Origin of the sequence: Roseococcus sp. SYP-B2431, assembly GCF_004336745.1 — a bacterium.
GTDB lineage: Bacteria > Pseudomonadota > Alphaproteobacteria > Acetobacterales > Acetobacteraceae > Roseococcus.
In genome coordinates, this window is sequence record NZ_SJXD01000028.1 from 327,366 (window position 1) to 339,190 (window position 11,825).

General features: G+C 71.5%; 14 protein-coding genes. 7 read left to right on the plus strand and 7 right to left on the minus strand.

Annotated elements, in window-relative coordinates; translation table 11 throughout:
* Positions 1 to 5: 5 nt before the first annotated feature.
* From EJV46_RS19875 to EJV46_RS19885, 3 genes are all read left to right on the plus strand, one after another.
* Positions 6 to 1,226 carry a TolC family protein gene (locus EJV46_RS19875; protein WP_131550448.1) on the plus strand — a complete coding sequence of 407 codons (1,221 nt, stop codon included), beginning with the start codon at positions 6 to 8 and terminating at the stop codon, positions 1,224 to 1,226.
* 85 nt (positions 1,227 to 1,311) lie between these two features.
* Positions 1,312 to 2,061 (plus strand): response regulator, encoded by a 750-nt coding sequence (locus EJV46_RS19880; protein WP_255466118.1) that lies wholly within the window; start codon positions 1,312 to 1,314, stop codon positions 2,059 to 2,061.
* Positions 2,058 to 3,350, plus strand: coding sequence for an ATP-binding protein (locus EJV46_RS19885; protein ID WP_131550449.1), 1,293 nt, complete (start codon positions 2,058 to 2,060; stop codon positions 3,348 to 3,350). Before EJV46_RS19880 ends, EJV46_RS19885 begins: the two co-directional genes overlap by 4 nt.
* A gap of 6 nt (positions 3,351 to 3,356) precedes the next feature.
* Here EJV46_RS19885 and EJV46_RS19890 read toward each other — a convergent pair whose 3' ends face one another.
* The 4 genes from EJV46_RS19890 to typA form a co-directional block, all read right to left on the minus strand.
* Positions 3,357 to 3,968, minus strand: coding sequence for a hypothetical protein (locus EJV46_RS19890; RefSeq protein ID WP_131550450.1), 612 nt, complete (start codon positions 3,966 to 3,968; stop codon positions 3,357 to 3,359).
* 65 nt (positions 3,969 to 4,033) lie between these two features.
* Entirely contained in the window at positions 4,034 to 4,357 is a 324-nt protein-coding gene (locus EJV46_RS19895) for a hypothetical protein (RefSeq protein WP_131550451.1), read from the minus strand.
* A 244-nt stretch (positions 4,358 to 4,601) separates the two neighbouring features.
* On the minus strand, positions 4,602 to 4,853 hold the full coding sequence (locus EJV46_RS19900; protein WP_131550452.1) for a hypothetical protein: 252 nt from the start codon (positions 4,851 to 4,853) through the stop codon (positions 4,602 to 4,604).
* 167 nt (positions 4,854 to 5,020) lie between these two features.
* Entirely contained in the window at positions 5,021 to 6,868 is a 1,848-nt protein-coding gene (gene typA / locus EJV46_RS19905) for a translational GTPase TypA (RefSeq protein WP_131550453.1), read from the minus strand.
* Between the two features lie 266 nt (positions 6,869 to 7,134).
* On the opposite strand from typA, the gene EJV46_RS19910 reads away from it, so the two are divergent.
* Positions 7,135 to 7,476, plus strand: a complete 342-nt coding sequence (locus tag EJV46_RS19910) for a hypothetical protein (RefSeq protein ID WP_131550454.1) — start codon at positions 7,135 to 7,137, stop codon at positions 7,474 to 7,476.
* Between the two features lie 45 nt (positions 7,477 to 7,521).
* On the opposite strand, the gene EJV46_RS19915 is transcribed toward EJV46_RS19910, so the two are convergent.
* Genes EJV46_RS19915 through EJV46_RS19925 form a run of 3 tightly spaced genes read right to left on the minus strand, consistent with a single transcriptional unit; the run spans position 7,522 to position 9,450 of the window.
* On the minus strand, positions 7,522 to 7,986 hold the full coding sequence (locus tag EJV46_RS19915; RefSeq protein WP_131550455.1) for a nuclear transport factor 2 family protein: 465 nt from the start codon (positions 7,984 to 7,986) through the stop codon (positions 7,522 to 7,524).
* 7 nt (positions 7,987 to 7,993) lie between these two features.
* Positions 7,994 to 8,476 (minus strand): hypothetical protein, encoded by a 483-nt coding sequence (locus EJV46_RS19920; RefSeq protein ID WP_131550456.1) that lies wholly within the window; start codon positions 8,474 to 8,476, stop codon positions 7,994 to 7,996.
* Complete coding sequence (locus EJV46_RS19925; RefSeq protein ID WP_131550457.1) at positions 8,473 to 9,450, minus strand: adenosine kinase; 978 nt, start codon at positions 9,448 to 9,450, stop codon at positions 8,473 to 8,475. The genes EJV46_RS19920 and EJV46_RS19925 overlap by 4 nt, the downstream gene beginning before the upstream one ends.
* A gap of 153 nt (positions 9,451 to 9,603) precedes the next feature.
* On the opposite strand from EJV46_RS19925, the gene EJV46_RS19930 reads away from it, so the two are divergent.
* The 3 genes from EJV46_RS19930 (at position 9,604) to EJV46_RS19940 (ending at position 11,769) form a co-directional block, all read left to right on the plus strand.
* The gene (locus EJV46_RS19930) at positions 9,604 to 10,167 is read left to right on the plus strand and encodes a polymer-forming cytoskeletal protein (protein ID WP_240782664.1); all 564 of its coding nucleotides are present in this window, start codon (positions 9,604 to 9,606) and stop codon (positions 10,165 to 10,167) included.
* Positions 10,168 to 10,269: 102 nt separating this feature from the next.
* Positions 10,270 to 10,788, plus strand: a complete 519-nt coding sequence (locus EJV46_RS19935; RefSeq protein ID WP_131550458.1) for a hypothetical protein — start codon at positions 10,270 to 10,272, stop codon at positions 10,786 to 10,788.
* A 60-nt stretch (positions 10,789 to 10,848) separates the two neighbouring features.
* On the plus strand, positions 10,849 to 11,769 hold the full coding sequence (locus EJV46_RS19940) for an AEC family transporter (protein ID WP_131550459.1): 921 nt from the start codon (positions 10,849 to 10,851) through the stop codon (positions 11,767 to 11,769).
* Positions 11,770 to 11,825 lie beyond the last annotated feature (56 nt).

The window sequence follows — 11,825 nt, forward strand, 5'->3', positions numbered from 1 at the left end:
CACCGATGAAGATCCTGATGCTGGGCGCGGCCTTGCTGCTGCCCCTCTCCGCCCATGCCCAGAACACGGCGCGCCAGCGCGCCCGGCCACCCGCCTTGGCCGCACAGAGCAGCTCTCTGTCGCAGCACCTGGAAGCCGCGCTGGCGATCGACGCCAGCATGCGGGCGCTGGAGGCGCAGCGCATGGCCGCCGGCGCGCGCGGCATCACCGCGCGCTCGGCGATCGCGGGCCCGCCCTCGATCAGCGGCTCCTTCCGCTCCGACACGCGCGGCCCGCGCGAGCAGCGCGAGATGGAGATGGATTTCGCCGCGCCCCTGTGGCTGCCCGGCCAGCGCAGCGCGCTGCGCGGCACGGTGGAGCACGCCGTCACCGAATACGACCAGCGCATCCTGCTGCGCCGCCTGGAGGTCGCGGGCCTGCTGCGCGAAGCCTGGTGGGACGCCGCGGAAGCGCGCCGCGCCGTGCAGCTGGCGCGCGACCGCCTCGGCACCGCGCGCGAGATCGCGCGCGACGTCACGCGCCGCGCCGAGCTCGGCGACATCCCGCCCACCGAGGCGCTGCTCGCGCGCAACGAGACGCTGGGTGCCGAGCTCAGCCTGGCCCAGGCGGAATCGACCGCCGCGCTCGCCGTCGCAGCCTATCGCGTGATGACGGGCGGGATGGAGCCGAACCTGCCGGTGGAGGCGATCCGCGCGCGCGGATCGCACCCTGCCCTGCGCGCCGCCGAGGCTGCCGTCGCCCATGCGGAGTCGCGGCAGCGCCTGGTCGCGGCCACGCCGCGCGACAATCCCGAGCTCGGCACCTTCCTGCGGCAGGAGAACGGCCGCGGCACCAACGATTCGACGAGCATCGGCCTGCGCTTCCGCCTGCCGCTCGCGACCGAGGCGCGCAACGCGCCCCGCCGCGCCGCGGCGCAGAGCGAGGTGACGCAGGCGGTGGCGCTGCTGGCGCAGGCGCGGCGCCTCGTGGAGGCGGAGGTCGGGCGGGCCCGGGCGCAACTGGCCGCGTCGGAGCAGGCGCTGCGGCTGGCGCGGCAGCGGCTGGCGGTCGCCAACGAGCAGGAGGGGATCGCGGTCCGCGCGTTCCGCAGCGGCGAGACGGGGACCTTCGACCTCTACCGCGTGCGGCAGCTCCGGCTGGAGGCCGCGAATGACGAGGGGCGCGCGAGCGTCGATGCCAGCCGCGCGCGCTCGCGGGTGAACCAGGCCATGGGCGTGGTGCCTTGATCAGGACCGGCCTCGCAAAATCTTGATATCGCCGGGCCGCCCTCCGCCCTGGAACGGGCGCAGAGGGCGCGTGGGAGAGTGGGACTTGGATCGGCGCGAGGAAAGGCTTCTCGACCCAGACGCGAATATCCTGGTGGTGGAAGATGACGGCCAGATGCGACATCTCGTCGGACGACTGCTGCGCGAGGCGGGCTTCCGCGTCACGCCCGCGCGCGACGGCCGCGAGATGTGGGAGCTGCTCGATGACGGCGCCGCGCCGCCCGACCTTGTCGTACTGGACGTGATGCTGCCGGGCCCCTCGGGGCTCGACCTGTGCCGCCGGCTGCGGGCGCGGAGCCAGGTGCCCATCCTCATGCTCACCGCGCGGGGGGATGAGACGGACCGCGTGCTCGGCCTCGAGATGGGCGCGGACGACTATGTGGCCAAGCCCTTCGGCCCGCGCGAGTTCGTGGCCCGTGTGCGCGCGCTGCTGCGCCGCTCCATGGGCGATCCGGCCGAGCCGGCCCGCTCCGAGCGCCGGCTGCACTTCGCCGGCTGGATGCTCGATCTCAGGGGGCGTGAGCTCTTTTCCCCGGCCGGTGCGGCGGTCGACCTCTCCGGCGCCGAATACGACCTGCTGCTGGCCTTCCTTCAGCAGCCGCAACGCGTGCTGAGCCGTGAGCGGCTGATGGAGGTCGCCAAGCGGCGGATGGGAACCGAGAGCTCGGAGCGCGCGGTGGACGTGCAGGTCAGCCGCTTGCGCCGCAAGATCGAGCCGAACGAGAGCAGCCCTGCCATCATCAAGACGGTGCGCGGCAGCGGCTACCTCTTCGTGCCGAGCGTGGCGCGCGGATGAGCCTCTGGAACCTCGTGCGGCCCGACAGCCTGGCGGGACGGACGATGCTGGTCCTGGTGGGCGGGCTCACCCTCCTCGACGCCGGCAGCATGCTGATCCACGACCGTGCGCTGCACCGGGCCGAGCTTTTGGCCTTCGAGACGCGCCTCGCGGACCGGATCCTGGCTGCAAGTGCCGTCTCGGCCGGCCAGCCCGAGGCGGAGCGCGACACGGTCGTGCGCGAATGGTCGCTGCCCGGCCTTGAGCTGCGATGGCGGGCGACGCCGCCTTCGGCCCCGGTCGCGGCGCCCCACCGCTTTCCCGAACTCTTCGAGCAGCTCGGGGAATCGGGCCCGGTCGTGCGCGCGATGGTCGGAGCCGCCGCGAGCGGCGCCGTGGCCGCGCCGGGCGGGGGCTGGATCCACTTCGCCGCCCAGCCGCCGCCCTATGCGGGCTTTCCCGTGAAGCCCGGCCACTGGCTGCCCGTCTCGGCCATGGCGCTCGGCATCCTGCTTGTCGCCTTCCCCATCCTGGGCTGGATGACGCAGCCGCTGCGCCGGCTGGCCGAGGCCGCCGACCGGCTGGGCCGCGATCCCCGTCCGGCGAAGCTGCCGACCACCGGCCCCGTCGAGGTGCGCCACGCGGCACAGGCCTTCAACGCGATGCAGGCCCGCATCGCCCGGCTGATCGAGGATCGTACCGAGGCCCTCGCCGCGCTCAGCCATGACTTCCGCACGCCGCTCGCGCGCCTTCGCCTGCGCGCGGGATTTTTGCCGCCCGGCCAGGAGCGCGCGGAGATCGAGGCGGAGGTGGCGGAGATGGAGGCGATGGTCGCCGGCGCGCTGGCCTATTTCCGCGAGGGCCGCGACGCGGAGCCCTCGGTGGACACCGATCTCGCGGCCATCCTGCAGACCCTCGCGAGCGAAGCGTCCGATGGAGGGCACGACGTCGCCTACCTCGGTCCCGCACGCTGCGTGATCCCACTGAGGCGCGTCGCCGCGAAGCGGGCCATTCGCAACCTCGTGACCAATGCGCTGCAGCACGGCGCTCCGCCGGTGCGGATCACCCTGCGCCGCGAGGGGCGGCAGGCGGTGATCGACGTCACCGACCGCGGGCCGGGCATTCCGGCGAACCGGCGAGAGCAGGCGCTGGCCCCCTTCGTACGGCTGGACCCGTCGCGCGGCGGCAGCGGGGTCGGCCTCGGCCTCACCACCGCCCTTCGCTTCGCCACGGCGGAGGGCGGCGACCTGGAGCTGCGCGAGGCGGAGCTGGGCGGGCTGGGCGTGCGGATCGCCCTGCCCGCCGGGTGAGATGCGTCAGCGCGCGGCGGTGGCCTGCCTGCGCGAGACGTCAGTCGCGACCCAGTTCACCAGGGTCGAGGCCTGGACCGGATTGAGGTGCTCCACCCGCGCCTGGACCGGCGCGTTGGTCGCCCGGTCGAACCAGACGGACTGGGTGTAGCTGAAGACCGCGCCGATGACCTGGAAGTCGCGCGTCACCTTCACCGTGTCGAAGGTTCCGGCCGGCGTCGTGACCGCGCCGCCGGGCGCGGCGCGCCAGGTCTCCTGGTAGTGGGTGCTGATGGCGAAGCGGTTGGGGCCGAAATACTCGAAGGTCACCGGCTCCATGCGGTTCAGGTCCACCCCCTGGGAGAAGGCCGCAGCGAGGCGCGCGCCGCCGGCCTGGAAGAAGCCCTCGCGCACCGACCAGTAGCCGAGCAGGCGCGGCTGGCCGCCGACATTGCAGGTGGCCGGCGCCGCGGCGGCCGCGCGGTAGCGCAGCGCGGCGCCGCTGGACTGCTCGACGGTGGTGCCGGCGGCCGGGCACTGGAATTGCCAGGTCTCGCCGCCGGGCGCGCCCTGCGCGAGCGCGGCGCCCGAGCCGAACACGATCATCGCGGCGGCCGCCATCAGACTGTTGCGGAACATGCTAGTCTCTCCCTTGTTGTCGGACACGAAAAGAAGCGCACGACCCCCGCCGCGCGCCCTGGACGTCAGTTCGAGTAGCGGAGCTCAGGGCGTCCGTTCTCGTTGCTGACGATGCTGGGGGACCGGGCGGCGCCGAAGCTCCCGCGACCCGCGCCGGAATACGTGATCGTGCGATCGTCGCCCGTCGTGGCCAGGCGCGCGACGCCGTTCCTCACGACGCGCGAGGCCGGGATTTCCGGGCGCTGAATAACGGGCAGACCGCCACCATCGGTGCCGATGATTCTGGCTGGCGCGCTGCCGTGCACGCCGCCGGGGATGGAGCGGATATCCGGGCCGGCTACGGCGGCACCCGAAATCAGGAGCCCCGCGACGAGAAGCGGGCGGAACATGCGATGGTATCCTCTGCGTAGGCGTGATTGCCTTTCGCGTCAGATGCCGGGAGCGGGCCGTCGCTGAGTGTCGGAAATATGACAAAACATGTATGCCGCGCCTGGAGGCCAGGCGCGGCGGCATGGTTGGAGCCCCAGACGGCGCTTTTCGGGGCATGACCGCCGTGGGTCGAGCCACCGGAAGCAAATCGTCTGGACCATCAAGGGCTCGGGCGCTTGTGCCAGCCCTTCCGAAGGAAGGGCCCTAGCGCCAGCCGTACTGGCGATGCGGGCGATGAACCGGCGCGTGCCAACCGTAATGGCGAGGCGGCGGCGCATAATGGTGATGATGGTGGCGCCGAGGGGGTGCATAGTGCCGCCCGTGGTGACCGCCCTGGTAATGCACCGGCGTCACCTCCGCATGGGCATCGACGCGCAGCGCCGTGGCGGCGTTGGCCGCCGGCCCCGCCGAGAGCAGGCCGAGACCCAGAGCAGCGGCGATGAAGAACTTCGACATTGGAAACCTCCCTCGCAGGAATTTGCGATCCAGGGGAGGATGGGTCCGGGCCAAGGCAGGTTCGGGGCCTGATTGCCGCGGAACCAGGGCAGGATGTAACGCGGCGCAACGCCCCAAGGGGCCTGCGCCGCGGGTTCCGCGAGGAGCGGAGCCCCTCGCGGTGGTCTTCAGGCCGCCTCGCCCTTGACCGGCAGGCCCTCGGCCTTGCGGCTCATGCGCTTGCGCTCGTTCGGATCCAGGTAGCGCTTGCGGATGCGGATGGCCGAAGGCGTCACCTCCACCAGCTCGTCGTCCTCGATATAGGCGATCGCCTGCTCCAGGCTCATCTTGCGCGGCGGCACCAGCAGAAGCGCGTCATCCTTGCCGGCGGCGCGGATGTTGGTGAGCTTCTTCTCCTTGACGGGGTTCACCTCGAGATCGTCGCCGCGCGAGTTCTCGCCGATGATCAGGCCCTCATAGACCTTCGCACCCGGGTCGACGAAGAGGTGGCCGCGCTCCTGCAGGGCGAAGAGCGCGTACTGCGTCGTCTCGCCGTCCACATTGGAGATCAGCGAGCCGTTGCGGCGACCCTCGATCGTGCCGGCGAAGGGCAGATAGCCGTGGAACAGGCGGTTCATGATGCCCGTGCCACGCGTGTCCGTGAGGAACTCCGAGTGGTAGCCGATGAGGCCCCGCGAGGGCATGATGAAGGTGATGCGCGTCTTGCCGCCGCCCGAGGGGCGCATGTCCTGCATCTGCGCCTTGCGGATGGACAGCTTCTCGACGACCACGCCCGTATAGGCCTCGTCCACGTCGACGAGCACCTCCTCGAAGGGCTCCTCGCGCGCGCCGGTCTCGGGGTTCTCGCGCATCAGCACGCGCGGGCGGCCGATGGTGAGCTCGAAGCTCTCGCGGCGCATGGTCTCGATGAGCACGCCCAGCTGCAGCTCGCCGCGGCCGGCCACCTCGAAGGCATCCGTCTCCTCGCTGTCGCGGATGCGGATGGCGACATTGCCCTCGGCCTCGCGGATCAGGCGGTCGCGGATCTGGCGCGACGTCACCTTCTTGCCCTCGCGGCCGCCCAGCGGGCCGTCATTGACGCGGAAGGTCATGGCGAGCGTCGGCGGGTCGACCGGGATGGCCGGCAGCGGCGTGGCCTGGTCGGGGGCGCAGATCGTGTCGGGAATGGTCGTGTCCGACAGGCCCGCGATGGCGATGATGTCGCCCGCATGCACCTCGTCCACCGGAACCCGCTCCAGGCCGCGGAAGGAGAGCAGCTTCGACAGGCGACCGGTCTCGGCCACCGTGCCGTCGGCGCGCAGCACCTTCACCGGCATGTTGACGCGGGCGGTGCCCTGCTCGATGCGGCCGGTCAGGATGCGGCCCAGGAAGTTGTCGTATTCCAGCAGCGTCGCGTTCATCGCGAAGGGCGCGTCCGGCAGGACGGTCGGCTCGGGCACATGGCGGACGACCAGGGCGAAGAGCGCGTCCAGGTTCTCGCGCGGGCCTTCCATCACCTCATCGGCCCAGCCCTGGCGGCCGGAGGCGAAGAGCATGGGAAAGTCAAGCTGCTCGTCCGTCGCGTCGAGGCTGGCGAAGAGGTCGAACACCTCGTCATGCACCTCATGCGGGCGGGCGTCCTGGCGGTCGACCTTGTTCACGACCACGATGGGGCGGATGCCGCGGGCCAGGGCCTTGCCGAGCACGAACTTGGTCTGCGGCAGCACGCCCTCGGCCGCGTCGACCAGCAGGATGGCGCCGTCCACCATCGAGAGGATGCGCTCCACCTCGCCGCCGAAATCGGCGTGGCCGGGGGTGTCGATGATGTTGAGCTTCACGCCCTTCCACTCGACCGCCGTGCACTTGGCGAGGATGGTGATCCCGCGCTCGCGCTCCAGGTCGTTGCGGTCCATCGCCCGCTCGGCCACCTGCTGGTTCTCGCGGAAGGTACCGGATTGCTTGAGGAGCTGGTCGACGAGCGTGGTCTTGCCGTGGTCGACGTGCGCGATGATCGCGAGGTTACGCATGCTGGTCATGGGGTCGGGATTCCGGGCGTGGGTTGGCCCGCGCGCGAAGATGCCCGGGCGGCGTTGATCGGTCATGAAGCTGTGCTGCGGCGCACACATAGGGGCGCCGCAACAAAATTGCCAGCGGAGATGCGATCCACGTCATGCGCGGGTCTCATGTGAGAGTCTCGTCGCCGCATGGACAGTCGCGGAGATGTGACGGACGAGACAGAACCGGCCGTTGCAGTCGTCTCGGTCCCGAGGCATATCCTCGCCGCGTTGGGGAAACAAATATCATGATGAAACATGTATTTGCGGCGATGCTCGTCTTCGGCACCGCTTCCGCTGCTCAGGCCCAGCAGTCCTGCCTGGGGCCGGACCGGCTCGCGGTGCAATATGCCCAGACGCGGCCTGGCTCGGGCGGCACCTGGAACTACGTGGCGCGGATCGCCAACTCGTCGATGCAGCCGATCCGGTTCGATGTCCGGTTCCAGATGGTCAACGCGCAGCCCAACCGGGACATCTATTCCACCCAGACGCTGAACAGCCGGACGTTCCGCGAGTATATCCTGGCCAACGGCACGGCCATCGTGGACGGAACCCGCATCACCGGGAACACCCGGCTGATCTGCCGGTAGGCGGCGCCCGCGCGGCCGATCCGCGTCGAGGAGTGGAAGCGCGGCCTAACGGGCCTTCACGGGCCGGTTCCCGTGGCTGTCGGCGGGAACGCCGCGCCTCAGGGACATATGGCTGTGCACGCCGAGCCATCCCTCGGTGCCGCCGGGCACCAGGATCAGCGTGGCGCGGCCGGGCCGGTCGAAGGGCGTGCCGTCCGGCGCGTAGCCGGTCGAGGTAAAGGGCGCGATCGCCACCGCCATCCGCCCGTCCGGGCTGGCCAGCACGCGCGCCGCATCCCGGGGGAAGCGGAAGTCGCTGGTCTTCGGCCAGACGCTCTCCCATTGCTGGTCGCGCCAGGGCTCCAGCCCCTCGACCAGCGCCTGGACCGTGCCGAAGGCGATGATGCGCGGGTGCCAGAAGGGGTAGGCGCTCCGGTAGTCCACCTCGCGCACCGTGGCGGAAAAGCGGTCGAGCCAGTCGAGGATCGCGTCCCGGATCGGCGGCGGAGCTTCGGGAAGGTCCGGCGTCATCGCGGCCTCAGCGCGGGCGGCGGCTGGGGCGGTCGATCGCGACCAGGGCGGCCTCGACCTCCCGCTGGGCGCCGGCGCGGTCGTTGCGCAGCAGGGCGGCGCGGGCGGCGGCGATGCGGCCGATGGGGCCGCCGCTCACCGCCTCGCCGGCGCGGGCAGGCGCCGTGCTGCGGGTGAGCAGGCGGGATTCGGCACGCTCGAGGAACTCGTTGGCAGGGCCGGGGCGGCCGGCCCGCAACGCCGTCAGCGCGCCCTGGAGCTGGCCCGCCGCGTCGTCCAGGCTCGCCGCATCCACCTCGGCGGCGTCGCGCCGCTGAGCGGCCACGCCGGGGGGCTGGTCCGGATTGGCCTGGAGGCGCTGCAGCTCGCGGATCGAATCGTTCTGCGCGAGCTGGGCGATGGTCTCGAAGCGCTCGCCGCGATGGGCTGAGGCCGCCGTGGGCAACAGCATCGGCACGAGCAGCGGCGCGAGGGCGATCAGGCGGATCATGCCACGAGCTCCTTCAGGTTCACGAGCGGCCGGGCCCCGTAATGGCTGATGACCTCGGCGGCCGCGATGCTGCCCCAGCGCCCGGCCATGGGCAAGGAGAGTCCCCTGGCCCAGGCGGCCAGGAACCCGGCCGCATAGGCGTCGCCGGCGCCCGTCGTGTCGACGACCGTGGTGGGCTGCGCGGCGACCAGGTGCCGCTCGCCGCCGGAGAGGATGATCGAGCCGTGCTCGCTGCGGGTCAGGGCCGCAATCTCGACCTCCTGGGCGGCCTGGGCGGCGGCGGCCTCGAAGTCGTCCATCTCGTAGAGGGCCAGGATCTCGGCTTCGTTGGCGAAGAGGATGTCGGCCTCCTCCTTCACGAAGGCGCGGAAGGCCTCGCGGTGCCGGCCGACGCAGAAGGGGTCGGAGAGGGTGATCGCCACCTTCCGGCCGGCGGCATGGGCGGCGCGGGCGGCGGCCCTGAAGGCGGCCTGCGCCTCCGGCGGGTCGAAGAGGTAGCCTTCCAGGTAGACGACCTTGGCGCGGGCCACCTCGGCGGCGTCCACATCCTTCTCGCCGAAGGTGACGCAGGCGCCGAGGAAGGTGTTCATGGTCCGCTGCCCGTCGGGCGTGACCAGGATCAGGCAGCGCGCCGTGGGGGCGGCGCCGGAGAGCGGCGGGGTGGGAAAATGCACGCCCACCGCCTTGATATCATGGGCGAAGACCTCGCCGAGCTGGTCGGCGGCGACCTTGCCCAGGAAGCCCACTTTGGCACCCAGCGCGGCGGCCACCGCGCAGGTGTTGCCCGCCGATCCGCCCGAGCTCTCGACTCCGGCCGGCATGGCGGCGTAGAGCGCCTCGGCCTCCGCCGCGTCGATCAGCCGCATCCCGCCCTTGGGCAGGCCGCGCTCGGCGATGAAGGTCTCATCCGTGGGCGCAAGAACGTCCACGATGGCATTGCCGATGCCGAGAATATCGAGCGTGGGTGGGGTCATGCGGGGCGGGATCCTGTTGCGTCGCAACGGGAGGCGTAGCCGCCAAACCGGCCGATTGCAAAGCCGGCGCGATAAATTGCAACCTGCCGTTGCCCCCAAGAGGCCGGCCGTTATAAACCTGTTCCAACGCCTAGAACTTGAAGGATTGCCCGCATGTCGATCTTCGGCCGCAAGAAGGATGACGGTTCTGAGGCCCAGGGCCCGCAGGAGTCGGTGAGCGTTCCGACCTCGCGCGACTCCGAGCTGACAATGCCGACCTACCGTGCGCCGTCCGCGAACAGCGCGCCGATGGGCGTGCCGCCGAAGCCCGGCGCTGCCCCGGCCCGGCCGGGCGTGCCCGGCGCCCCCGCCTCGCCGGCCCGCACGCCGCGCGTCGAGGGCCAGGCCGACCGCCGCACGCTGATCGTCGGCCGCGGCATCAGCCTGCAGGGCACGGTGGCGGATGCCGAGCGCTTGGTGGTCGACGGCACGGTCGAGAGCCAGATGATCCAGGCCGCCGAGCTCTCGGTGACCCAGACCGGCGTCTTCCGCGGCGAGGTCCAGGTGGAGGACGCCGAGATCGGGGGGCTCTTCGACGGCACGCTGACGGCGCGCGGCAACCTCGTCATCCGCTCCACCGGCAAGGTGAAGGGCATGGCGCGATACAAGAAGCTCTCCGTCGAGGAGGGCGGCCAGATCGTCGGTAGCATGGAGATGCTGCAGGGCGAGGGCACCTGATCCTGGTTTGACGCCGGATCTTGCTTTGACCCAGGGTCTTGTCTGGATCCTGGGGCCCGCTTCCTGCAGGCGGGCTTAACCTTCTTCCGGGATGTTCGCGCGATGCCGCGCTGGGTCCTCCTCCTGCCCCTTCTTCTCGCGGCCTGCGCCACGGGGCCGGATCGCGAGGTCGAGGCGGCTCGGGCCGCCCTCGCCTCCCATCGCGCGAGCCTGGAGGCGCTGGGCGTGCCGCCTTCCGCGCCCTCGGCCGCCCCGCTCCCGCCCCGCGTCCCGGGCCGCATGGCCGGGCCCGCCGCCGCGCGCCGGCCTGCTCCGGCTCCACGCATGGCCTCCGCGCTGCTCGGCGCCTCGCCCGCGGCGGTGCGCGCCGCGCTGGGCGAGCCCATCCTCCGTCGCGAGGAGGGACCGGCCGAGGTCTGGCTCTATGCCGGCGGCGGCTGCCAGCTCGACATCGTGATGTATCCCTCCGAGGCGGGGCCGCGCGTGGCGCATGTGCAGGCGCGTGCCGGCGGCCTGGCGCAGCGCACCGAGGCCTCCTGCCTGCGGGACCTCGCGGCGCAGGGCGCATCGCACCAGGCTCCGTCCGACGAAAACGCTGCGCCGCTCGAACTCGGTGCGTGAGCCAGACTTGCCGCGTGCCTTGGCCGGGCGAGGTCGGCCCGCCTTGAAGATGCTCTGACCGTGCTCCCCTACATCGATGCCTTCGTGCCGTGCTTCGGGATGCTGGCGCTCGGCGCGGTCCTGAAGCGACGGCTGCTGCGCGACGACGCCATCTGGGCCGGCATCGAGAAGCTGATCTTCTGGGTGCTGCTGCCCTCGCTCCTCGTGGCGGCGATCGGCTCGGTGCGGCTGGGCGAGGTTCCGATCCTCGGCATGCTGGTCGCGATCTGGATCGCGCTCGGCATCGGCACCGTGCTCTCGCTGCTGATCTCCCGGCATCACCGCCAGGGCCATGCCTCGATGACGAGCGTCGTGATGGGCGGCATCCGCTTCAACAATCTGATCGGCTTCGCGGTGGCCGGCGCCATGTTCGGCCTGCCGGGAATCGCGCTCGGCGCCGTCTCCTCGGGGCTGATCGTCCCCTTCGTGCAGTTCGTGAGCAACGCCGCCTTCGCCTCGGAAAAGGGGTTCAGGCCCTGGCCGATCCTGCGGCAGATCCTGCGCAACCCGCTCATGCTGGCCTGCGTGGCCGGCTTCCTCGTGGCCTGGCTGGGTGGGCTGCCCCCGGGCCTGAAGCCGCTGATGGAATCCCTGGGCCGCGCCTCGGTGGCGCTGGGCCTGCTGGCCGTGGGCGCGGCGCTTTCCGTCGAGGCGCTGGCGGACCGCATCCCGCTGCAGCTCGCGACCGCGTTCCTCAAGCTGCTGATCGTGCCGGCGGTGACGCTGGCGGCCTGCCTCTGGCTGGACCTCCCGCCGCTGGCCACCACCATCGCCGTGCTGTTCATGGCACTGCCGACGGCCGCCACCTCCTACGTCATGGCGCGCGCCATGGGCGGCGATGCGCCGCTGATGGCGGCGATCACCTCCTCGGAGCATTTTCTTTCAGTCCTCACGCTGCCCCTGTGGATGCTCGCGGTGAAGGCGATCACCGGCCTCGGCTGAATCCGCGCCGGCGGAAACCTCCTGTTCACCTTATGGTGGTCTTCTGGGCGCGGAAC